A 21156-nucleotide genomic window follows, 5' to 3' on the forward strand; every position below is an offset into this window, starting at 1 on the left:
GGCGTGGCGCCAGCGGCGGAGCGGCTGCCCGGCGGGCGGCGCGCTCGGGCGGCGGCCCGGGCACCCAGCTCACCTACATCAAGCGCAAGATCAACGTCTATGAGGTGCTGGACGAAGAAGGCCTGGCGCTGATCGAGAAGAACACCGACACGGTGCTGGAAGAGATCGGCATCATTTTTCGCGATGACGCCGAAGCGCTGCAGCTCTGGAAGGAGGCCGGCGCCGACGTCAAGGGCGAGCGCGTGCATTTCCCCAAGGGGCTCTGCCGCTCGCTGCTCAAGACCGCGCCGTCGATCTACACCCAGCATGCCCGCAACCCCGAGCGCTCGGTGCAGATCGGCGGCAACGCCACCGTCTTCGCACCGGTCTACGGGCCGCCCTTCGTGCGCGACCTCGACGGCAACCGCCGCTACGCGACGATCGAGGATTTCCAGAATTTCGTGAAGCTCGCCTATATGGCGCCCTCGATCCACCATTCGGGCGGCACGGTGTGCGAGCCGGTCGACGTGCCGGTCAACAAGCGCCATCTCGACATGGTCTACAGCCATATCCGCTACTCGGACAAACCGTTCATGGGCTCGGTGACGGCGCCGGAGCGGGCCGAAGATACGGTCGCCATGGCCAAGATCGTGTTCGGCGACGATTTCGTCGAGAACAACACGGTGCTGACCAGCCTGATCAACGCCAATTCGCCGATGGTGTTCGACGAGACGATGCTCGGTGCGCTGAAAGTCTATTCGCGCCACAACCAGGCCTGCATCGTCACGCCCTTCATCCTGGCCGGCGCGATGAGCCCGGTTACGGTCGCCGGCACGCTGACGCAGGTGCTGGCCGAGGTGCTGGCCGGCGCCTCGTTCACGCAGTTGATCCGTCCCGGCGCGCCGGTGCTGTTCGGCACCTTCGCCTCGTCGATCTCGATGCAGTCGGGCGCGCCGACCTTCGGCACGCCGGAACCGTCGCTGGTGTCCTATGGCGCCGCACAGTTGGCGCGCCGGCTCGGCCTGCCGTTCCGCACCGGTGGCTCGCTCTGCGCCTCGAAAATCCCGGATGCGCAGGCCGCCTATGAAAGCGCCAACACGCTGAATTCGACCATCCTTGCCGGCACCAATTTCGTGCTGCATTCGGCCGGCTGGCTCGAAGGCGGGCTCGCCTCCTGCTACGAAAAGTTCATGATGGATATCGACCAGCTCGGCATGACGCAGAAGTTTTCCGAGGGCGTCGACCTGTCCGAGAACGGCCAGGCGATGGACGCCATCCGCCAGGTCGGTCCGGGCAGCCACTATCTCGGCTGCGACCATACGCAGGCCAATTTCCAGACCGCTTTCTACCGCTCCAGCATTGCCGACAACAATTCCTACGAGCAGTGGCTGGCCGAGGGCCAGAAGACGGCGCCGCAGCGCGCCAACGAACTCGCCCGGCGCTGGCTGGAGACCTATGAGGCGCCGCATCTCGATCAGGGCATCGACGATGGCCTGAAAGACTTCATTGCCAGGAAGAAGGGGTCGATGCCCGACGCCTTCACCTGAAAGGAGCCCGAGTCAGGCGGGGCTAAAGTCGCCAACATCATCCACAAGGAAGTATGGCGGAGCGCCTTCTCCGATCCGGACAAGAAGGGATGATGTTTGCGGGACGCCATCGAAAGCATCGTATCGTCGCTGGCGCATAACGGCCTGACCTTGCGCGGCGGCTTCATTTTCGCCGATGACGAGGAGGCCCCTTCCGGTCCGACGGGCCTGTCGGCCAAATCTGCCCTCCTGGTGGGGCAGGCGGGTGCTGCGCCGTGGCCGCATTTCCTGCGCTGGCGCGAGAGGCAACCGCAGACCATGACCAACCCGCTCGACACCTGGTCGCGCGAGGTGATTGGCGCGGTCGCGAAAGATTTTGGCGCGCGTGCCGTCTCGCCTTCCGACCGGCCCTATCTGCCGTTCCAGCAATGGGCGATGCGGGCGGAGAAGCTAAAGCCGTCGCCGCTCGGCATCCTCATGCATCCGCAGTACGGGCTATGGCATGCCTATCGCGGCGCGTTGTTGTTCGAGGATGAGATCGCGCTTCCGGAAGGTCGCGAAGCGGTTCACCTTTGCGATGCATGTGTCGAAAAGCCTTGCCTGAAATCCTGTCCGGTCGACGCCTATTCCCTGGATGGCTTTGCCTATCACGCTTGTCTCGAACATGTGCGGGGAGCGAATGGCGCGCCGTGTCGTACGGGTGGTTGCCTCGACCGCAATGCCTGTCCCTACGGCATGGCCTATCGTTACCCTCCGGAGGTTCAGGCCTTTCACATGGCAAGTTTCGCTGGCCTCTAGTTCAGTTCCCCAATGCTGCACGAAATCTTGAATGGCACGGCCAGCTTATGACTTGCCGTGCAAGCCTGCGCGGATATCTATCGCGCAACAAAGGCAACGGAGCGCGTGATGGCGAAGCAGGATATTGAGATCAAGACGCAGGACGGCACGGCCAGAGCGGGGCTGTTTCGTCCGGCGGCTCCAGCCAAGGCCGGCGTCATCCTCTACATGGATATTTTCGGCCCGCGTCCGGCGCTCGACCAGATGGCCGAGCGCCTCGCCGGGAATGGCTATGCCGTGCTGGTGCCCGATCTCTTCTATCGCAACGTGCCCTATGGCCCGTTCGATCCCAAGACGGCTTTTGCCGAGGAAAAGAGTAAGGCTGCGCTGTCGGCCTTGAGCGGCGGCACGACGCAGGACATGACCATTCGCGACGGCAGGGCATTCCTCGATGCGCTGGTTGCGGAAGGTGTCACCGGGCCGGTTGGTGTCGTCGGCTATTGCATGGGCGGCGCGCGGGCGCTGAATGCTGCGGCGACCTATCCCGATCGCATCGTTGCCGCGGCCAGTTTCCATGGTGGCAATCTGGCCAGCGACGCTCCCGATAGCCCGCATCGCAAGGCGGCGTCGATCAAGGCGCGTGTCTATGTCGGCACATCGGGTATCGACCGCAGCTTCCCGCCGGAACAGTCGGCGCGACTGGCCCAGGCATTGCGGGTGGCGGAAGTCGACCATGTCATCGAGAACTATGTCGGCATGGCGCATGGCTGGTGCGTGCCGGACCACAGCGTCCATGACGCTGTTGGCGCCGAGCGCCATTGGAAGCGGTTGATCACGCTGTTTGCAGAAACGTTGGGATAGGCGCGCTATCGCCACGTTGCCCGTTTCACCGAGCTCGCACCGACGTGTTCAAGGCCACGGCGGCGCGGATGAGCGCCTTCAGGGCCTCCTCGTTGATCGTCTCGCCCTCGTGGAAGTCGATGGCGCGCCTGGTGTTGCCTTCGAGGCTGGAGTTGAAGAGGCCTGAGGGGTCCTCCAACGAGGCGCCCTTGGCGAAGGTCATCTTGACGACAGCCTTGTAGGTCTCGCCGGTGCAGATCATTCCGGCGTGCTCCCACACCGGAACGCCGCGCCACTTCCATTCCTCCACCACTTCGGGGTCGGCTTCCTTGATCAAGGCACGGAGCCTGCTGAGCGTCTCGCCGCGCCAGTCGCCCAGCTCGCTGATTCTCGCATCGATGAGCTGGGAGGGAGATTTCCCTCCGGTTCCTTCCGTCGAGCCGCTCTTCTTCATGGTGTTGTCGTTTCCTCCTTTGTTGTCGCGCCGCTCACATTCGTTCGCCGGGCAATTGGCTGGCTTGCTTCACCCAGGCGGCGAACTGGGCTTCGTCGAGCTCGTCATCCTCGTGGATGTCGAGGTAGCGCGTGTCCTTGGTCTTGGAGGCGCCGGGAGGGACGGGATGCAACAACGCGCCACGGAAGAAAGCCACTTTGACGTATTTCGTGAAGCAATGGAGACTGAGGAACCAGCCCTGGCCCTGTATCCCGTAGAACGGCGAGTTCCATTTGACCGCCTTGTGCACGCCAGGGACGGTGCGCTCGATGAGCGCATTGAGACGGCGCCCGAGGTCGCTTTTCCAGCCCGGCATGGCCGCGATGTAGGCCTGCACGGGGGCGTCGCCACGTTGCTCGTCACGCGACCTGGCGACATATGGCAACACGAACATGTACAGGCCGGAAAACAGCAGCAGGAAGAGCGGCAGGAGCGGCGAGTAGACCACCCAAGCGGGAGGCTCCCCCAATCCCATGGCGACGAAGTTGGCTATGACGGTCAGCGTAAAGATGATCGACAGCCAGCGGTGAATCTGGCGAATCCACTTGCTAAAGTTCAATGCGACCTCCTCTAAAAACGAACGTCGGGCCGCCCTACCAGCGCGCCAGCTGAGTGATCTGGACGAGGTTGCCGCAGGTGTCGTTCAACTGGGCGATGGTCGAGCCGGTCACTTCGGTAGGCGGCATGGCGAAACCGGCGCCGCGCCCCTTGATGCGCTCGTAGTCGCCCTTGACGTCGTCGGTGAAGAACATCACCGCGGGCTGGCCCTGCTTGAATATGGCCTGCTGGTAGGCCTTGGCCGCCGGATTGTCGTTGAGCGCCAGCTGCAGCTCGGTTCCTTCAGGCTCGTCAGGTGAAGCCACGGTCAGCCAGCGATACGGCCCGTTGCTGAAATCGGCCTTCTTGATGAAGCCCAGCACGTCGGTGTAGAAGCCCAGAGCTTTTTCCTGGTCGTCCACGTAGACGCTGGCCAGCTTGATCTTCATCGTCTCTCCTCCATTGATCACATTTCCTCCATTGGTCTCAGGCGCGCGGTGTACCGCTCCGTGCAAACGGGCGTGGCCATGAATTGTGCCGGCAGACTTCAGTCTATCCGCACCAGGACCTGCTCCAGGGCCGCAAAAAACCTCTGCCACCCGACCGTGGCGCCCCGGTAGTATGGCTGCTGATCCGGCCGGAAGCCGGTCTGCTCCATGCGCAAATGGGTCCCCGTACTCGTCGGCGTGAGCGTCCAGGTGACCACGCTCTCGAGATCCTTGGTGTCCCACGTGTAGGACAGCGTCTTGTTGGGCTCGACTGTCTGGACCTGGCAATCGACGGCGCCCCAGTCCGCGCTGAGACTGAAACGATGGTCCACGACCGGCTTGAAGCTGTTCTTCATGAGCCACTCCTCGATCAGGTGCGGTTGGGTGAGCGCGCGCCAGATTTTTTCCGGCGGAAAAGGGATTTCACGTTCGACAATGACGGCGAGGGTTTCGTTCGCAGTATTGGTCATTGGTCCATTCTTTTAAGCAGGTCTTCGAGGTCGTCGAACCGGGTTTCCCAGAACCCGGCCATCTGGCTTGTCCAGTCGATCAGCGGCGAAAGCGCGCCGAGCTGGGCGCTATAATGGGTCTGTCGTCCTTCATGGCGGTCGCGCACCAGCCCGGCCTGCCTCAGAAGGCCGAGATGCTTTGAGACGGCTGGTTGCGAGACTCCGGATTGAGACGTCAGTGCGCCGACCGTCTGCTCTCCTTCCCGGCACAGGCGCTCGAAGATAGCGCGCCGGGTCGGATCGGCCAGGGTTCTGAAGAGGACATCATGAGCGTTCGGCATTTGTGATCGATAACCTGCTGGCTATTGATTGACGTATAACCGTCGGGATATGGATGAGTCAAGCGGGAACGGGTTCTGGGCTGGTCTTGGACACGACCCGACCGTTTCCGAAAAAAAATCTTTCCATCACCCCAAGGAATCGCCATTAGCCTGCGTCCAACAGGCAAATGATGGCGATGATGCTCGACGAAAGCGAAGCCTCCGACGCCGAATTGATCGGGCGGGCGAAGGGCGGAGACAGGGGTGCTTTCGGCAAATTGCTCGAAAGGCACTATGGCTTCGTCTATCGCGCCGCCTATCGCTGGTGCGGCAGGAAGGCCGACGCCGAGGATATCGCCCAGGAAGTCTGTGTCAGGCTCGGCCGCGCGATCCGCGACTATCATGGCCGCGGCGCCTTCACGACATGGCTCTACACCATGACGCTGAACGCGGCGCGTGACATGATGCGCAAGACCGCCCGCGACACCGCAAAGACTGAAGCCTATGGCGTGCACGCGCTGATCTCGGGCGAGGCCGAAGACGATCCGGAGGATCCGGCCGAGGCGCTGTGGGTAGCGGTGCGCAAGCTGCCGGACAAGCAGCGCGACGCGGTGCTTCTGGTCTATGGCGAAGGCTTGAGCCACGCGGCCGCCGCCGAGGCGATGGCGATCTCGGAGACGACGGTTTCCTGGCACATCCATGAAGCGAAGAAACGGCTGAAGATCTTGATGCGTTCAGCCGGGGAAGTGTGACCATGGTCGACGACAACGAACTCGAGAGGCTGGGCGACATCGCAGCACCGGCACCCGGTGAGGACGCCAAGGCGCGTGCCTTCGCGGCCGCCATGCGCGCCTATGACCTGGAAGAAAAAACTTTTGCCGCCGCCCAAGGATCGGTTGGCGGGCTTCGTCTCACAGAGCGAGCACAAAAGCTCTGGAGAGAGATCATGCAAAAGAAACTCATCGCCACGCCGGCCATTGCCGGGCTCGTCGCCCTGCCGATCGCCGGATACGCCACCTTCCACATGCTGAGGGAACAGCCGTCGACATTCGCCGGCGACGAGAAGATCACGGAGACGCTGGCCGACAAGCCGGCGACCAACGGGCCGGCGTCGGTGAAGCCGGTGCCTGCCGAGGCCGACAAGCTGAAGAAAGACACCGACAGCGAAAGCCGCGATGCTGCGGAAGCGCTGGTCGCGCCGGCCTCGCCGCCGAAATCCGAAGCGAACGAGGTCGGCGGCCTGACGCGGCAGCATTCGCTTCAGCGCACCGAGCCGGCGCCTGCACCGACGGCCAACGGCGTGGTTGCCCTCGATGGTGGCGCTGCAGCCCCCGCGGATTCCGCGCGGGGCCGCATGCCTGGCACGGCGGCCGAGTCCAAGTTGATGGTGCAGCCGTCGACCGCGCCCGTAGATCAGTTGCTGCCGCAACAGGAAAACAACGATCGTGTCGAGGACTTTAAGACCAATCCGGTGCATGCCGCACTCGAGGATCCGGTTTCGACCTTCTCGATCGACGTCGACACCGCCTCCTATTCTTTCGTGCGGCGCTCGCTGAAGGAAGGTTACCTGCCGCAAGCCGATACGGTCCGGGTCGAGGAGATGGTCAACTACTTCCCCTATGACTGGAAGGGGCCGGACTCCGCGTCGACGCCGTTCAACTCGACCGTCAGCGTCATGCCGACGCCTTGGAACGAGCACACCAAGCTGATGCACGTCGCCATCAAGGGCTTTGACGTCAAGTCGCTCGAGCAGCCCAAGGCCAATCTGGTGTTCCTGATCGACGTGTCGGGCTCGATGAACGAACAGGACAAGCTGCCACTCTTGCAGTCGGCCTTCCGCCTGCTGGTCAGCAAGTTGAAGCCCGACGACACGGTCTCGATCGTCACCTATACAGGCGACGCCGGCACCGTCCTGGAGCCGACCAAGGTTACCGAGAAGGACAAGATCCTCCATGCCATCGACACCTTGACGCCTGGCGGCAGCACAGCGGGCGAGGCGGGTATCAAGGAAGCCTACAGGCTGGCGCAGAAATCCTTCGTCAAGGACGGCGTCAACCGTGTGATGCTCGCCACAGACGGCGACTTCAATGTCGGGCAGACAGATGACGACGACCTGAAGCGGTTGATCGAGCAGGAGCGCAAGACCGGCGTCTTCCTGTCGGTGTTCGGCTTCGGGCGCGGCAATTTGAACGACCAGATGATGCAGACCATCGCCCAGAACGGTAACGGCACCGCCGCCTATATCGACACGCTCGCCGAGGCCGAGAAGGTCCTGGTCGAGGATGCGTCCTCGACGCTGTTCACCATCGCCAAGGATGTGAAGATCCAGGTCGAGTTCAATCCGAACAGGGTCTCGGAATATCGACTGATCGGCTATGAAACCCGCGCGCTCAATCGCGAGGACTTCAACAACGATCGCGTCGATGCGGGCGACATCGGTTCCGGCCATTCGGTGACGGCGATCTATGAGATCATACCGAAGGGCAGCGGCGGTGAGCAGATCGACCCGCTGCGCTATGGCGAGGCAACGGTGAACAATGGCGGCGTCGCCAATGCGGACGAATATGCCTTCGTCAAGATCCGCTACAAGCTGCCCAATGAGGACGTTTCGAAGCTGATCACGACGCCGGTCACCTCGGCCAATGAGGTCGCGTCCTTCGACCAGGCCGGCACCGACCAGCGCTTCTCCGTCGCTGTCGCAGCCTTCGGCCAGAAGCTGCGCGACGAGGATGCGACCGCGAAGTTCGGTTACGACAAGATCATGGAGATTGCCACCGCCGCCCGAGGAGCCGACCCGTTTGGGTACAGGTCGGAATTCCTGTCGCTTGTGCGCCTTGCCTCGGCGCTGGGCGGTAACCGGTAGTGGCAATGAGGGCCGGTTCCATTCAGACGAGATCGTTCTGTTAGGGGAGCCGGCCTACGGGCGGGTGAGGCAGGCCGGCGAGGGGTCTTCCCTTGCCGGCCTTTTTTTCGACTGGCGCTGCCGGCAATCGTTAAATTGCGCGGCATTTCCGGAACAGGATCGCAATTCCCTCTTGTTATGCAGGGCTAATGTACGGGCTTGTGGGGGCCGAATTGCTGATCCGAGATATTGCGACTTCAATGCCGGCTGCACGGGACGTTCAGTCGACCGCTTCGCAGGCGCCTTCGCCGGAAGTCAGACGCATCAGCGATGACGTCGCCGCCGCCAGGAACACCGCGATGTCGGCACTGAACAATGACCGCTTCCGGGTCATGCTGGAGCAGATCAGCGACCCGCAGTCGTCGGGAGCCCTGATGACGATGCGCAGCGATGCGGCCGGTACGGATTTCAAGTCGGCTCAGTCGAGCTACGCCGAAAACAGCGAATAGCCGAAACAGCGAACAGTCAGGCCGATCGGATCAGGCCCGGCCGCGACGCCGTTCGCGGCGGGCTTCGCTGGTCTCGGCGGTGTTTGCCGTCGCCACCTTGTTGCGCATCGGGCCAATGCGCTCGACGATCGTTTCGACGGTCGGCCGGCCTGCTTTGGTGTGTGCGTCGAGCGCCTTGCGCATGGCGGCAAGATGCTGGAACGAGGTGCCGCAGCAGCCGCCGACGATCCTTGCGCCGGCATCGACGGCGAGCCGGACATAGTCGGCCATCAGCTCCGGCGTGCCGGAATAGTGGATCTCGGTGCCGCGGAATTCCGGAATGCCGCAATTGCCCTTGACGATCACCGTCGCTTCCGGCTTCGCCTCGGTCATGTCGAGCAGCGAAGCGAGGATGTCGGACGCGCCGACACCGCAATTGGCGCCGACGCCGAGCGGCGCTTCGGACAAGCCGTCGACGACGCCGTGGATGTCTTTCGGCAGCAGGCCCATCATGGTGCGGCCGGCGGTGTCGAAGGAGCCGGTATAGGTGTAGGGCAGGCCGACGCGGATCGCCGCCTCGGCGGCGGCGCGGATCTCGTCCGGCGCCGACATGGTCTCGATCCAGGCGACTTCGGCGCCACCCTCCTTGAGGCCTTCGATCTGTTCGGCAAAGGCGTCGACCGCCTCGTCATAGGTCATGGCGCCGAGCGGCACCAGCAATTCGCCAGTCGGGCCGACCGAGCCGGCGACGATCACCTTGCGGCCAGCCTTGTCGGCAACATTGCGGGCGATCTCGGCGGCGCGCTTGTTCAGCGCATGCACGCGGTCCTGCGCTTGATGCAGCTTCAGCCGGTGGCGGGTGCCGCCGAAGGAATTGGTCAGGATGATGTCAGCGCCGGCATCGACGAAGTTCTGGTGCAGGCTGGTGATGGTGGCCGGCGCGGTTTCGTTCAGCAGTTCCGGTGCCTCGCCGGCCTCGAGCCCCATGGCGAACAAATTGGTGCCGGTGGCGCCATCGGCGAGCAGAACGCCTTTTTCGGCAAGCAGCGCTTCGATCGGATTGGTCATGATGGCATACGCCTTCCAGGATATCTATGAGATAACGATATAAAGAACTCTTTATATGTCGTCAATCTCGAAGCGGGCCGCTTGCTATCAAAATCGCATGTCGGCCAGCCTTTGCGCGAAGGCAGCCGATTCATGGGCATTGATGTCGGCGGCGCGGATCAGATTGTCGAAATGGCTGGTCAAGGTACGGATCGGCTGCGTCGCGTTCAGCACCAGATACATGTCGCCGACATAGATGGCGGCGCGATAGGGTCCAAAAATGGTGTAGGGGATCGAATAGCGCATGCGCCCGTCATAGAGGAACAGGCGGAATGTCGGGTAGAGGTCGTCGAGCAGCGTCGCCATGTGCAGGAGCTGCTGGCGGCGGTCGGTCTCGGGGAAACGATCCCACACACCAAGGCCGCGCGCAAAGATCTCCAGCGTGTGGCGAGGCATGCAGACTTCCATGTCGGTCTCCGGCCGCCGGTTGTAGTCGATGCGGTACTGCGTCTCGCCGGCCTGCGCCTCGCGGCTCTTGTTGGTGATGCCGGCCTCGTAGTCGACCAGCGCTTCGGTGCGCAGCAGGTCGGGAATGCCGGCCGGCACGTAGCGTATCTTGGTGCCCGCGGCCTCGGCATGCCATTTGGCGAGCAGCGTGCGGTCGAAGCCATCGGGGGCTTCCTCGATCTCCAGGCTCTCGCGGATTTCGCCGGTGACGCCCTCGTCCTGGCTGAGCCCGAGCAGCCAGTCCAGCGACACTTTGAACTCGGCGGCGATGTTGAGCAGCGTTTCGGCACGGGGCAAGCGGGTCGAGGCGCCCGACAGCAGCTGCGACAGCGCCGAACGGTCGATGCCCACCGCGGTCGCGAAGGCCGACTGGTTCAGATCCGACCGTGTCAAGAGCATTTTCAGGCGCTCGCGGAAGATCGTCGACAGGTCACGTTTGTCCATAGTTTCGCTCCAGTACGAGGGAGGAAAAATTTGCTCTGAGGCCGCCAGGATCGCGGCTCAGGCGTAAATGAATCCTTGTCGCTGTTTACAATGTATAACATGTGCGGCTGAAAATGCGCAGTCGCAACAGTTTGTGCGCATTGTCTCGTTGCTGCAACCCAACACTCCTGACACAATGCTGTCAGGAATCAGAGGGGGTTCCGGCGACTGAAAGGCAGTGGTCGATAGCATGACGAGCATAGGCAAGAGACGCAGCAGTACACCGGCCATCGAATGGCCGACCGTGTTTCTCACCTTCTTCTGTTACAGTGTCTGGCTCGTCGCCGGCTTCCTTGTCTGGCCCTCCTATCCGATCCTGGCCCTCGCCATCCTGGCTTTCACCGCCGCGCTGCAATCATCGATCATGCACGAAGTGTTGCACGGTCATCCGACCCGCAACGCACGCGTCAACGAGGCCTTCGTCTTCCTGCCGATCGGCCTTGTCTGGCCATTTCGTCGGTTCAAGACCATTCATCTGCGGCATCACGCGGACGAGCGGCTGACCGATCCGCTCGACGATCCCGAAAGCTATTATAAGGCGCTCTGGCACCACGACGATTTGCCGCCGGCGATGAAATTCCTGCTGAAGATCAACAACACCATGGTTGGCCGCTTCTTCCTCGGTCCCTGGCTGTCCTGCGTCGGCTTCTTCATCGACGACGCCAAGCAGATGCTGGCCGGCGACAAGACGATCCGCAAAGCCTGGCTGCTGCATGCCATCGGCCTTGCCGTCGTGTTGCCGGTCGTTCAGTTCGGCTTCGGCATTCCGCTGTGGCTCTACATTCTGGTGCCGGTGTGGCTCGGCCAGTCGCTGATCTCGATCCGCACATATGCCGAACACCAGTGGTCGGAACATCCCGAGGGACGCACGGTGATCGTCGAGCGCTCGCCGCTGTCCTTCCTGTTCCTCAACAACAATCTGCATTTCGTTCACCACAAGAGCCCGACGGTGGCCTGGTACCGGCTGCCAAAACTGTTCCGCGACCGTCGCGACGAGTGGCTACGGATGAACAATGGTTACGCCTACCCGAACTATTTCGCGCTGCTCAAGGCCTACGCTTTCAAGGCCAAGGAGCCGATCGTCCACCCGGTGCTGCGGCGCGCGCCGGAGCCGGGCCGGGCGTTCAAGCCGCGCGTCAGGGCGCGCAGCGTCTCTGGGCTTGGCAGCGCGCCAGTGCCCGCCGAGCCGCCGAAGGAATGATTTCTGCGGTATTGCCGGTGGCGATGCCAGGCGGCTCGCATCATGATCTTGTCAGTTTCCAACATAGCGGTCCAATCCCGGCATGAGCGAATTCGTTGCGGCCTTGCCGATGTATGCTGGGACGTTAAGCCCGGAATTCTGCGATTCCTGCGGGCTAGTTGTACTTTTGTCGTACCGGCCACACACAGAAAGCCCGCCGAAGCGGGTCGCCGCCATACCTTCGTATAAACCAGCGAGTCCCGTGTGCAATTGTGGAATGGCGTTGCTGTGGTAGTTTTTAGCCCGTCTTATTCATGACGCATCTGGGTTTGTTTGCCGCTGAGCGGCCGTTGATACCGACGTTGGTCGAGAAGCCTCCTGAGGGCGATGGATGGATTACGAAGTCAAATTCGACGGCTACCGCACCCAGATCATCATCGATGACGCTGGCGTGCGGCTGTTCACGCGAAGGGGTCTCGACTGGGACGTCGAAATACCGCGATCTGGCCAACGCGCCGGCGAACTCGAGGCGGAAAGCGCCATCATCGACGGCGAGATCATCGTGCTCAACGCTGCCGGCCTGTCTGACTTCGGCGAGCTGCGCAAAGCCATCACCAGTCGGCAGCACGACCTCTATTTCGTCGCCTTCGATCTGCTGCACCTGAACGGCCACGATCTGCGCGACATGCCGCTGGAGGACCGCCGAGAGATCCTGCAGGCGATGATCCCGGCCGGCGGACGAATCCAGTTCAGTCAGGCGTTGCTAGCCAGCGTCCTGCTTCCTGCGTAGAACAAGAAGCCGTCGATGCCCTTTTGTGCGCTGGCATTCTCCCGGATTGGGAAGATTCATGGTCGAAAGAAAGATTCTTAACCGCCTAAGACTGCTTGTCAGAAGGATTCAGGCCAGACCTGTCGAGTTCGACAATGATGTTATAGTGCTTCATAAGCATAAGTGTATCTACGTTCCGATTCCAAAAGTTGCTTGTTCGAGTATCATGTCTGCATGCGCGGACATACTTGCGGTTAAGTTTCCTGAATCGGAGTGGAAGCCAGAGTTATTTCAAACTAACAAATGGGATCACCTATTTGATAGGCAATCTGTCATAATGCCAAAGAGTCGCGCTTCGGCCTATGCTGACTACTGGAAGTTCGCGTTTGTCAGAAATCCATGGGACCGTCTGTTGTCGTGCTATTCGGAGAAAATCAGAGAAGATGGGGATAAGGAGAATTTCACGGCCGGAGTAAGTAATATTCTTTTGCCGTTTGGAGTGTTCAGATCGACCATGTCGTTTGAAGAGTTTGCTAGAACCGCTGTGGCTATCGCGGACGATATAGCCGACCCTCATTGGCGATCTCAGAACACGTTCGCGTGCCAGGGGAGTAGGCTTTGGGTCGATTTTGTAGGTAGATTTGAATCAATCGAACGCGACTTCCAGCTCGTCTGCCAAAGGATCGGAACCGATTGCGTTCTCCCACATCTTCTCAGGAGCGATCATAAAATTTATAGGGAATGCTATAGCGACGCATTGTGCGATCTGGTAGCGCGACGATACCGCCGCGACATAGACATGTTCGGTTACCAGTTTTGATGGAACGCCGGGGCGGCCAGGTCGGAGTTCGATAGGGTTTCAGCCTCGGCATCAGCGGCCGCGAACCGCGCGTAGCTTTGACCGGCTAACCCGTCTTATGCACGACGATGGGCCTTTGAGGCTGGCGGATGTAGCTTAAGCGATTGATTTGGCGTAGGATTCGGTTGCTTAGGCCAACCCTTCCACCGCAGCTCGCGAGCCACACCCGCCATGATCGAGAATATGTTGCTGCCGCTGTCTTTTCCAGCCGTCGGACGCAAGAAGATGACAACTGCGCTTGACGGCGGACGCATTACCTCGGATGGCGGCATCATGCTTCTCGCGGCCGCCGAGCGGCGATTGCGACTGGCCGACCGGCTTGCGGCTGCGATCCACGATCAGCGTCAAAACCGTGCAATAGCTGGAATTTCGCTGACACAGACTGACATGCTAACGAGTTGATTTAGAAAGAAAATCCAATGGAATCAATTGCGGCGTTGCCGATGTATGACTGGCCCGAAATGCGCGGCGAGGTCGACGCGCAATGGGCTTTGCTGCGCGACGCCTTTCGTAAAAAGGGCATCGACGCGCCCGAAGCGCTTGCCCGCGTCAATGGCGACCTGCCGCCGGTGCCGGGTGGCATTCGCGATGGCGACGGCAAGGTCATCGCGCCCGATCCGGCGACGCTGCCGCCGGACGAACTGGACTTTCACAAGCTCTGGCTGCACCCGGCGCTGCTCTTCGGGCAGACCTGCTGGGGGCCGATGGATCTCGGCCTGTCAACGCATGTCCAGGTTGTCGCCCAGCCGAGCTACGATGCCTATGAAGGCGGGCAGGGCGAGCTCTATTCCAGCGCGCTGGTGATGCCGGCGGATGGCAGGCCATCGGCTGCGTCACCGGATGACGGCGCTCCGCTGATCCCGCTGGGTCTCTTGCGCGGCAAGCGCTTCACCTTCAATGACACCGGTTCGATGTCAGGCTTCCTTGGACTGAAGCGCGATCTGGAGGCGATGGGCGAGAGCCTCGACCTCTTCGCTTCGCGCAGCCCGAGCGGCGGCCATCGGTCCTCGATCGTCGCCATCGCCGAGGGCAAGGCGGATGTTGCGGCCATCGACTGTGAGAGCTGGGCGCTGGCGCAGCGCTTCGAGCCGGCGGCGCGGCAGGTGAAGGTCGTCGGCTGGACGGGCCGGCGCAAGGGCCTGCCGTTCATCACCGCCAGGACGACACCGGAGAAGACGGTGGCCGCCTTGCGGGAAGCTGTCGCGGGTCTCGGATAGTCTCAGCCCAGCAGCCGCTCGTCGAGCGGGTAGGTCGACAACTGCTCGTTGCCGGTCTCGGTGATCAGGATCTGCTCCTCGATCTTGACGCCCTCGTGCCCGCCCAGCCGGCCGATATAGCTTTCGACGCAGAGCACCATGCCGGGTTCGATCACGCCGTCCGGAGTGTCGTCGGTCCAGTCGCTCGCATGCGGAAGCGTCGGATATTCATCGGCCAGGCCTACGCCATGATAGAGCACACCATAACGGGTTGGGAAGCAATCGCCCGGCGGCACCGCCGAGCGTTCGACGAGGTCGCGGAACGACGTGCCGGGCCGCATCAGCGCGGTGTTGTGAGCGATCTGGTCTGCGGCGATGCGGTAGAGATCACGCTGCTCGTTCGTCGGCCTCCCGTCGCCGCAGAGCCAGGTGCGCGACAGGTCGGCGCAGAAGCCGTAAGGGCCGATCAGGTCGGTGTCGAAGGCGACCAGGTCTCCCGCTTCGATGACACGCGACGAGCATTCCTGGAACCAGGGATTGGTGCGGGGGCCTGACGACAGCAGCCGGGTCTCGATCCATTCGCCGCCGCGCGCGATGTTGCCGCGGTGCAGTTCGGCCCACAGTTCGTTTTCGGAAATGCCCAGCTTCAGCGCCTGTTCCATCTCGCCCATCGCCGCTTCGCAAGCGACGATGGCGCGGCGCATGGCGAGGATCTCGTCGGACGACTTGATCAGCCGCGCATTCTCCATCACCGCTTCGCCATTGCCGATCGTCACTCCGAGGCGGGCGAGTTCCTCGACGCCTTCCGGATTGATGTGGTCGACGGCGATACGGCTGTTGCCGCCGCCATGCTCCCTGACCAGATCGGCGATGCCGGCGGCCCAGCGGCGCACTTTCAGTTCCGTCAGTTCACCGCTGTAGAGATACATCCACGACACGGCCGGCCGTACTTCGTCGACGACGCCGGAATGGTCGGACAGGTGCTCGCAGGAGAAATAGTCGAACAGCACCACCGGGCCTTCGGTGGCGACGAAGCAGTGCCGCGTCGGGTTGTGCGCGACCCAGAGCTGCATGTTGGTCGAGTCGGTGGCGTAGCGGATGTTGACGGGGTCATAGAGCAGGGCGCCGGCATAGCCGCGGCGCTTCAGTTCGGCGCGAATGCGCTCGAGCCGGTATTTGCGCATCGCCGGCAGATCGGGCGCGGCAATGCCTGACGCTGCCCACTCGCCTTCGGCAATCGCGCCGTAGCCAAGAACATGCTGGTTGAGCGAAGCCGCCTTCTGGCGAGAATCCTCGCGCAGCGCGTCGATCGAGCCGGGCTCGAACGGCATGATCTTGCGGTGCTGGCCGAAGCTTCCCTTTGGCGCCGCGCTGTCCATGGTCGAACCTCAGGTCCGCATCTTCTCGCCGCTCGGATCGAAAGGCGCTTCGACATTGATGCGGGCCGGGCGGCGATGGCCTAGGATCTCGATCTCGAACAGGCCGGCGCTTTCATCCTCGGAGAGCGCCGCCGGCACATAGCCTTGTGCCATCGACTTCTGGACATAGTGCGCATAGCCGCCCGACGTGACCCAGCCGACGACGCGCCAGTCGCCATCGACGATGCCGCGCACCGCGGAGGCGCCTTCAGCCGCCCTGGAGCCGCGCACTTCCTTGCCTGACGTGTCGAAACGCGGCGCGCCGTAGCCGTGCGGCTTTTCCACTGTGCCGTAGTCCTTGCTGACCTTGGCCCAGATCGGCTCGTCGCCCATCACATCGGCGTCGGCCGCGTCGACGATGAAGGAAACGCGGCGCAGTTTTGGTCCTTCGGCGTGCTCCTTCGCCGATGCCTCGCGGCCGATGAAGTCGTTCTTCTCCAGCTTGATGAAGCGGTCCATCGAGCCCTCGAACGGGCCGTAGATCGGGCGCAACTCGCGGAACCAGGTCGGGAAGTTCTTCTCAAGGCGCATCGACAAAAGCGCGCGCATGCCGAAATCGACCAGGCCGAATTCCTCGCCGGCGTCCTTGATCGCCTTGTAGACCAGGCGCTGATAGGCCGGCGCCATCCAGATTTCGTAGCCGAGATCGCCGGTATAGGTGATGCGGTTCACCATGCACGGCGCGCCGCCAACCGCCATTTCGCGGAAATCCATGAAGCGGAAGGCTTTTGTCGAGATGTCGACATCGACCAGCTTCTGCAAAAGGTCGCGGGATTTCGGCCCGGCGATCGAAAGGCCGACCAGCGTCTGGTCGAAGCGGTGGATGCGCACCGTTCCATCCTTCGGCAGGTGCTTCTCGAACCAGCGCATGTGGTATTTCTGCGCAGCGGACGAGCCCCAGATCATGAAACGCTCTTCACCGGCCTTGGCGATGGTGAAGTCGCCGATCAGCTTGCCGAACTCGTTGACCATCGGCGTCAGCACGATGCGGCCGGTCTTCGGCATGCGGTTGGTCATCAGCCGATTGAGGAAATCCTCGGCCGCCGGTCCGGAGACTTCGTATTTGGCGAAGTTGGCGATCTCGGTGACGCCAACGCGCTCGCGGGTGGCGCGCACTTCGTCGCCGATCGGCCCGAAATCGTTCGAGCGGTGGAAGGAAACGATGTCCTTCGGCTCCTTGCCCTTCGGTGCGAACCAGAGCGGTGTCTCCAGGCCCCAGCTGTCGCCCATCACCGCGTTGTTGGCGAGCATGGTGTCGTAGAGCGGTGTCGTCTGGGCGGGCCGAGCGGCCGGCAGTTCCTCGTTGGGGAAGCGGATCGAGAAGCGGCGCGAATAGTTCTCGCGCACCTTGGCATTGGTGTAGCGCAGGCTCGCCCATTCGCCGAAGCGCGCGACATCCATGCCCCAGACGTCGAAGCCGGGATCGCCATGCACCATCCAGTTCGACAGCGCCAGACCGACGCCGCCGCCCTGGCTGAAGCCGGCCATGACGGCGCAGGCGCACCAGAAATTGGTCAGGCCCTGCACCGGGCCGACCAGCGGGTTGCCGTCGAGTGCGAAGGTGAAGGGGCCGTTGATGATCTGCTTGATGCCGGCCTTCTCGATGCCGGGGAAATGCTTGAAGCCGATCTCCAGCGACGGCGCGATACGGTCGATGTCGGGCTGCAGCAGCTCGTGGCCGAAATCCCAGGGCGTGTTGACCGGCGACCACGGCTTGCAGGCTTTTTCGTAGGTGCCGAGCAGGATGCCGTTGCGCTCCTGGCGGGTGTAGATCTCGCCCTTGAAGTCGAGCACGCCGATCATCTCGCGGCCGGTCGACTTGTTGAATTCCTCGACCTCCGGCATCGGTTCGGTGAGCAGATACATGTGCTCCATGGCCAGGACCGGCAGTTCGACGCCGACCATGCGGCCGATCTCGCGCGCCCACAGGCCGCCGCAATTGACGACATGCTCGGCCTTGACCGTGCCCTGCTCGGTAACGACGTTCCAGGTGCCGTCGACCTCCTGCGTCAGTTCGACAACGCGGTTGCGCAGCACGATCTCGGCGCCGAGCTTTTTCGCCGCCTTGGAGTAGGCGATGGTGGTGCCGGACGGGTCGAGATGGCCTTCGACCGGGTCCCACATGGCGCCGACGAAATTGCTCTCGTCCATCAGCGGGAACATCGCCTTGGCCTCGGACGGCGTGATCAGTTCGGTGTCCATGCCGAGATAGCGGCCCTTGGCGTGGGCCAGCCGCAGGAAGTCCATGCGCTCGGGCGTATCGGCCATCATCACGCCGCCGGTCAGGTGCAGCGAGCAGGACTGGCCGGAAATCTCCTCGATCTCCTTGTAGAGCTGCACCGTATAGGCCTGCAGCTTGGCGACGTTGGGATCGCCGTTCAGCGTATGGAAGCCGCCTGCCGCGTGCCAGGACGAGCCGGAGGTGAGCTCGGAGCGCTCGATCAGCATGATGTCGGTCCAGCCAGCCTTGGCCAGGTGGTAGAGCACCGAGCAGCCGACGACACCGCCACCGATGACAACCGCTTTAACGTGAGATTTCATGAAGATAGGTCCGTTTTTGAAGGGATTGAATCGAGTGAGCGCGGAGTGAAAACCAAGCGCAGGTCGGATACAGCGATGTTTTCGGCCAGCCCACCATCAAGCGCGGCAAGAATGGTTTCACAGACGGAAGTACGATGTTTCAGAACGTCATGGCTCCAAAGACGCAGGATCGAATAGCCTTGGGCGCGCATGAAATCGTCGCGGTGGTCATATGAACTATCGGCGTGTTGGTGTCCGTCGACTTCAACAACAAGCCATTTTTCGCGGCAGACGAAGTCTGCAAAAAAGGGGCCGATGGAGAACTGACGTGTAAAGCGATAACCGCCAAGCTTTCGCGCCTTTAGTTCAAGCCAAAGTGATGCTTCCGCCTGATTGCCTCCTTGCCGGAGACTACGCGCTCGCTGTGTTGTCCCTGCTTTGCGGCGACTGCGCGTTTCATGAGCGCCTTCCCCCACTCCGTCGCCGCTTCGCGGCGCCACCTCTCCCCCCTCCGGAGGGAGAGGAAAGGCGCCAGCTGGAATCGCTTCGCACCCTTCCTCTCCCCCGTCGATCGGGGGAGAGGTGTCGAGCGCAGCTCGACGGAGTGGGGGTCGACCGTTCATCAAATCCATACGAATGATCAGTTCATCAGCACCGGTAATCAGAAATCGGTCGGTGCGCCGCCTTCGGCGCGGCGCTTGTCGACGAAGTCGTTGAGTTCCTCGCGGATCGCCGGGTCGATGTAGGGTTCCTCATAGGAAGCCAGCCGCTCCTTCCAGACCTTGTTTGCCTTCTCGATCGCCGTCGGCGATCCGGCTTCCGCCCAGGTCTCGAAATTGCGCCAGTCGGAAAGGATCGGCGAATAGAACGCGGTCTTGTAGCGGTCCTGTGTGTGCTGGGTGCCGAAGAAATGGCCGCCCGGGCCGACCGACTGGATGGCGTCGAAGCCCAGCGCCTCCTCGGACAGGTCGAGCGGGGTCAGGAATTCGGCCACCATCTGCAGCAGGTCGATGTCGAGGATGGTCTTTTCGTAAGAACAGCGCAGGCCGCCTTCGAGCCAGCCGGCCGCATGCATCATCAGATTGCCGCCGCCCTGGATGGCGCCCCACAGCGAGAACACGCTCTCATAGGCGGCCTGCGCGTCGACCGTGTTGGCGGCGCAGGTGTTGGAGGTGCGGTAGGGGATGTTGTAGCGGCGGGCGAGCTGGCCGCCGACCAGCTGCGCCTTCATGTATTCGGGCGTGCCGAAGGCCGGCGCGCCGGACTTCATGTCGACATTGGAGGTGAAGCCGCCATAGCCGACAGGCGCGCCCTTCTTCACCATCTGCGCGAAGGCGATGCCCGACAGCGCCTCGGCGTTCTGCTGCACCAGCGCGCCGGCAATGGTGACCGGTGCCATGGCGCCGGAGAGCGTGAACGGGGTGACGATGACGACCTGACCCTTGCTCGACATCTGGATGATGCCTTCCATCATCGGCACGTCGAGCTTGAGCGGCGAATTGGTGTTGATGATGGTGAAGACCGACGGCTGTTCCAGCAACTGCTCGTGGCTGATGCCGCGCGCGATCCTGGCGATCTCGATGCCGTCGACATTGCGCTCCTTGCCGAGCGAATAGATGTGGAACACCTTGTCGGTGAGCAGGCTGAGGTCGCGAATGCATTCGAGGTGGCGGACCGACGGGTGGATGTCGATCGGCTCGACCGGATAGCCGCCGGTACAGTTCAGGATGTTGTGCATCTGCGTCAGCCGCAGAAAGTTGCGGTAGTCGTGCTGGTTGCCCGGCCGGCGGCCGCGATCGATGTCGGAGCAGTTAGGCGCCGACGCCATCATCGAGATGATCAGATTGTTGCCGCCGAAGCGCACATTATGCGCCGGATTGCGGGCATGGATGGTGAATTCCGGCGGGCAGTTCGAAGCCAGATCGAGGATCATGTCGCTGTCGAAGCGCACCCGCTCGCTGCCTTCGCGCACATCGGCGCCATGTGCCTTCATGATGCGCCGGGCTTCGTCGTGCAGCACGTCGACGCCGATTTCCCTGAGCACCCGCAAGGAGGCGAGGTGGATCGATTCCAGCTCGTCATCGGACACCAGCTTGGTCGGCGTCAGAGGGTTTCTGAGCTGACGAAAGGGCGGCTGCTCGAACGCGGCCGAGCCGCCGGCGCGCTTCCCCGCGCGGCCGCCGCGACGGGCGCGGTCGGTTGCCAATGCCGGTTCGGCGGGATGAAGGGCGGCGGTCATGACAGGCCTCATGGAATGCGAAAGTGGGCGGCATAATGGACCGGCGGCAATGCTGCCGGTACGGAGGCGGCGACCACTAGGGCGAGGGAAGCGACATGCCGGAAGGGCAGCAGGATTGCTGGTGCCTGCGTCGCCCAGGTGACTTGGCGCAGCGGATTTGCCGGGGCGGCCCTTCCTTTTCCCGGATCGAACCGCTAGC

The 21156-nt window shown here is 62.4% G+C and carries 21 protein-coding genes and 1 pseudogene; 11 read left to right on the top strand and 11 right to left on the bottom strand.

All coding sequences use genetic code 11. From position 1 onward, the window contains the following. From ACFX5Q_RS19095 to ACFX5Q_RS19105, 3 genes are all read left to right on the top strand, one after another. The coding region (locus ACFX5Q_RS19095) for a trimethylamine methyltransferase family protein (protein WP_404280531.1) at positions 1-1526 on the top strand (1526 nt) is incomplete at its 5' end. A gap of 96 nt (positions 1527-1622) precedes the next feature. Further along, the gene (locus ACFX5Q_RS19100; RefSeq protein ID WP_404280532.1) at positions 1623-2303 is read left to right on the top strand and encodes a hypothetical protein; all 681 of its coding nucleotides are present in this window, start codon (positions 1623-1625) and stop codon (positions 2301-2303) included. A gap of 108 nt (positions 2304-2411) precedes the next feature. Beyond that, the gene (locus tag ACFX5Q_RS19105) at positions 2412-3143 is read left to right on the top strand and encodes a dienelactone hydrolase family protein (protein WP_404280533.1); all 732 of its coding nucleotides are present in this window, start codon (positions 2412-2414) and stop codon (positions 3141-3143) included. A gap of 25 nt (positions 3144-3168) precedes the next feature. Here ACFX5Q_RS19105 and ACFX5Q_RS19110 read toward each other — a convergent pair whose 3' ends face one another. From ACFX5Q_RS19110 to ACFX5Q_RS19130, 5 genes are all read right to left on the bottom strand, one after another. After that, positions 3169-3576, bottom strand: a complete 408-nt coding sequence (locus tag ACFX5Q_RS19110; RefSeq protein ID WP_404280534.1) for a DUF1801 domain-containing protein — start codon at positions 3574-3576, stop codon at positions 3169-3171. Positions 3577-3610: 34 nt separating this feature from the next. Then, on the bottom strand, positions 3611-4009 hold the full coding sequence (locus tag ACFX5Q_RS19115) for a DUF1801 domain-containing protein (RefSeq protein ID WP_404280701.1): 399 nt from the start codon (positions 4007-4009) through the stop codon (positions 3611-3613). 199 nt (positions 4010-4208) lie between these two features. Further along, positions 4209-4601, bottom strand: coding sequence for a VOC family protein (locus ACFX5Q_RS19120; protein ID WP_404280535.1), 393 nt, complete (start codon positions 4599-4601; stop codon positions 4209-4211). Positions 4602-4699: 98 nt separating this feature from the next. Then, a complete protein-coding gene (locus tag ACFX5Q_RS19125; protein WP_192183585.1) occupies positions 4700-5110 on the bottom strand; it encodes an SRPBCC domain-containing protein in 411 nt (136 codons plus the stop codon). After that, a complete protein-coding gene (locus tag ACFX5Q_RS19130) occupies positions 5107-5430 on the bottom strand; it encodes an ArsR/SmtB family transcription factor (protein ID WP_404280536.1) in 324 nt (107 codons plus the stop codon). Before ACFX5Q_RS19130 ends, ACFX5Q_RS19125 begins: the two co-directional genes overlap by 4 nt. A 170-nt stretch (positions 5431-5600) precedes the next feature. On the opposite strand from ACFX5Q_RS19130, the gene ACFX5Q_RS19135 reads away from it, so the two are divergent. From ACFX5Q_RS19135 to ACFX5Q_RS19145, 3 genes are all read left to right on the top strand, one after another. Continuing rightward, positions 5601-6161 carry an RNA polymerase sigma factor gene (locus tag ACFX5Q_RS19135; RefSeq protein ID WP_006203352.1) on the top strand — a complete coding sequence of 187 codons (561 nt, stop codon included), beginning with the start codon at positions 5601-5603 and terminating at the stop codon, positions 6159-6161. Between the two features lie 2 nt (positions 6162-6163). Then, positions 6164-8272: a von Willebrand factor type A domain-containing protein gene (locus ACFX5Q_RS19140; protein WP_404280537.1), complete on the top strand. Its 2109-nt coding sequence runs from the start codon at positions 6164-6166 to the stop codon at positions 8270-8272. Between the two features lie 239 nt (positions 8273-8511). Continuing rightward, entirely contained in the window at positions 8512-8760 is a 249-nt protein-coding gene (locus ACFX5Q_RS19145; RefSeq protein WP_404280538.1) for a hypothetical protein, read from the top strand. A gap of 30 nt (positions 8761-8790) precedes the next feature. On the opposite strand, the gene bmt is transcribed toward ACFX5Q_RS19145, so the two are convergent. Together bmt and ACFX5Q_RS19155 are read right to left on the bottom strand one after the other, a co-directional pair. Further along, positions 8791-9807 carry a betaine--homocysteine S-methyltransferase gene (gene bmt, locus ACFX5Q_RS19150; protein WP_404280539.1) on the bottom strand — a complete coding sequence of 339 codons (1017 nt, stop codon included), beginning with the start codon at positions 9805-9807 and terminating at the stop codon, positions 8791-8793. An 87-nt stretch (positions 9808-9894) separates the two neighbouring features. Further along, positions 9895-10737, bottom strand: coding sequence for a helix-turn-helix domain-containing protein (locus ACFX5Q_RS19155; protein ID WP_006203356.1), 843 nt, complete (start codon positions 10735-10737; stop codon positions 9895-9897). Positions 10738-10966: 229 nt separating this feature from the next. On the opposite strand from ACFX5Q_RS19155, the gene ACFX5Q_RS19160 reads away from it, so the two are divergent. From ACFX5Q_RS19160 to ACFX5Q_RS19180, 5 genes and pseudogenes are all read left to right on the top strand, one after another. After that, positions 10967-11977, top strand: a complete 1011-nt coding sequence (locus tag ACFX5Q_RS19160; RefSeq protein ID WP_404280541.1) for a fatty acid desaturase — start codon at positions 10967-10969, stop codon at positions 11975-11977. 370 nt (positions 11978-12347) lie between these two features. After that, positions 12348-12746 (top strand): hypothetical protein, encoded by a 399-nt coding sequence (locus ACFX5Q_RS19165; RefSeq protein ID WP_404280543.1) that lies wholly within the window; start codon positions 12348-12350, stop codon positions 12744-12746. A 58-nt stretch (positions 12747-12804) separates the two neighbouring features. Next, positions 12805-13545 (top strand): sulfotransferase family protein, encoded by a 741-nt coding sequence (locus ACFX5Q_RS19170; RefSeq protein WP_404280544.1) that lies wholly within the window; start codon positions 12805-12807, stop codon positions 13543-13545. A 210-nt stretch (positions 13546-13755) separates the two neighbouring features. Next, positions 13756-13929 (top strand): annotated as a pseudogene (locus ACFX5Q_RS19175) (transposase); the annotation flags it as partial. A gap of 74 nt (positions 13930-14003) precedes the next feature. Further along, on the top strand, positions 14004-14801 hold the full coding sequence (locus ACFX5Q_RS19180) for a phosphate/phosphite/phosphonate ABC transporter substrate-binding protein (protein ID WP_404280545.1): 798 nt from the start codon (positions 14004-14006) through the stop codon (positions 14799-14801). Positions 14802-14803: 2 nt separating this feature from the next. On the opposite strand, the gene ACFX5Q_RS19185 is transcribed toward ACFX5Q_RS19180, so the two are convergent. The 4 genes from ACFX5Q_RS19185 to ACFX5Q_RS19200 all read right to left on the bottom strand — a co-directional run bounded on the left by ACFX5Q_RS19185 (position 14804) and on the right by ACFX5Q_RS19200 (position 20957). Next, a complete protein-coding gene (locus ACFX5Q_RS19185; protein ID WP_404280546.1) occupies positions 14804-16159 on the bottom strand; it encodes a M24 family metallopeptidase in 1356 nt (451 codons plus the stop codon). 9 nt (positions 16160-16168) lie between these two features. Beyond that, positions 16169-18739: an FAD-dependent oxidoreductase gene (locus tag ACFX5Q_RS19190; protein ID WP_404280547.1), complete on the bottom strand. Its 2571-nt coding sequence runs from the start codon at positions 18737-18739 to the stop codon at positions 16169-16171. Beyond that, a complete protein-coding gene (locus tag ACFX5Q_RS19195) occupies positions 18736-19218 on the bottom strand; it encodes an endonuclease domain-containing protein (protein ID WP_404280548.1) in 483 nt (160 codons plus the stop codon). The genes ACFX5Q_RS19190 and ACFX5Q_RS19195 overlap by 4 nt, the downstream gene beginning before the upstream one ends. Positions 19219-19379: 161 nt before the next feature. Further along, positions 19380-20957, bottom strand: coding sequence for a trimethylamine methyltransferase family protein (locus ACFX5Q_RS19200; RefSeq protein WP_404280549.1), 1578 nt, complete (start codon positions 20955-20957; stop codon positions 19380-19382). Positions 20958-21156 lie beyond the last annotated feature (199 nt).

The sequence above is a fragment of the Mesorhizobium sp. IMUNJ 23033 genome, from assembly GCF_044778005.1.
Lineage (GTDB): Bacteria > Pseudomonadota > Alphaproteobacteria > Rhizobiales > Rhizobiaceae > Mesorhizobium > Mesorhizobium amorphae_A.

Excerpts from the sequence above, each read along its gene's own strand:
- ACFX5Q_RS19105 (WP_404280533.1), top strand. The coding sequence starts at position 2,412 with ATGGCGAAGCAGGATATTGAGATCAAGACGCAGGACGGCACGGCCAGA.
- ACFX5Q_RS19110 (WP_404280534.1), bottom strand. The coding sequence starts at position 3,576 with ATGAAGAAGAGCGGCTCGACGGAAGGAACCGGAGGGAAATCTCCCTCC.
- ACFX5Q_RS19115 (WP_404280701.1), bottom strand. The coding sequence starts at position 4,009 with ATGTTCGTGTTGCCATATGTCGCCAGGTCGCGTGACGAGCAACGTGGC.
- ACFX5Q_RS19120 (WP_404280535.1), bottom strand. The coding sequence starts at position 4,601 with ATGAAGATCAAGCTGGCCAGCGTCTACGTGGACGACCAGGAAAAAGCT.
- ACFX5Q_RS19125 (WP_192183585.1), bottom strand. The coding sequence starts at position 5,110 with ATGACCAATACTGCGAACGAAACCCTCGCCGTCATTGTCGAACGTGAA.
- ACFX5Q_RS19130 (WP_404280536.1), bottom strand. The coding sequence starts at position 5,430 with ATGCCGAACGCTCATGATGTCCTCTTCAGAACCCTGGCCGATCCGACC.
- ACFX5Q_RS19135 (WP_006203352.1), top strand. The coding sequence starts at position 5,601 with ATGGCGATGATGCTCGACGAAAGCGAAGCCTCCGACGCCGAATTGATC.
- ACFX5Q_RS19140 (WP_404280537.1), top strand. The coding sequence starts at position 6,164 with ATGGTCGACGACAACGAACTCGAGAGGCTGGGCGACATCGCAGCACCG.
- ACFX5Q_RS19145 (WP_404280538.1), top strand. The coding sequence starts at position 8,512 with ATGCCGGCTGCACGGGACGTTCAGTCGACCGCTTCGCAGGCGCCTTCG.
- bmt (WP_404280539.1), bottom strand. The coding sequence starts at position 9,807 with ATGACCAATCCGATCGAAGCGCTGCTTGCCGAAAAAGGCGTTCTGCTC.
- ACFX5Q_RS19155 (WP_006203356.1), bottom strand. The coding sequence starts at position 10,737 with ATGGACAAACGTGACCTGTCGACGATCTTCCGCGAGCGCCTGAAAATG.
- ACFX5Q_RS19160 (WP_404280541.1), top strand. The coding sequence starts at position 10,967 with ATGACGAGCATAGGCAAGAGACGCAGCAGTACACCGGCCATCGAATGG.
- ACFX5Q_RS19165 (WP_404280543.1), top strand. The coding sequence starts at position 12,348 with ATGGATTACGAAGTCAAATTCGACGGCTACCGCACCCAGATCATCATC.
- ACFX5Q_RS19170 (WP_404280544.1), top strand. The coding sequence starts at position 12,805 with ATGGTCGAAAGAAAGATTCTTAACCGCCTAAGACTGCTTGTCAGAAGG.
- ACFX5Q_RS19180 (WP_404280545.1), top strand. The coding sequence starts at position 14,004 with ATGGAATCAATTGCGGCGTTGCCGATGTATGACTGGCCCGAAATGCGC.
- ACFX5Q_RS19185 (WP_404280546.1), bottom strand. The coding sequence starts at position 16,159 with ATGGACAGCGCGGCGCCAAAGGGAAGCTTCGGCCAGCACCGCAAGATC.
- ACFX5Q_RS19190 (WP_404280547.1), bottom strand. The coding sequence starts at position 18,739 with ATGAAATCTCACGTTAAAGCGGTTGTCATCGGTGGCGGTGTCGTCGGC.
- ACFX5Q_RS19200 (WP_404280549.1), bottom strand. The coding sequence starts at position 20,957 with ATGACCGCCGCCCTTCATCCCGCCGAACCGGCATTGGCAACCGACCGC.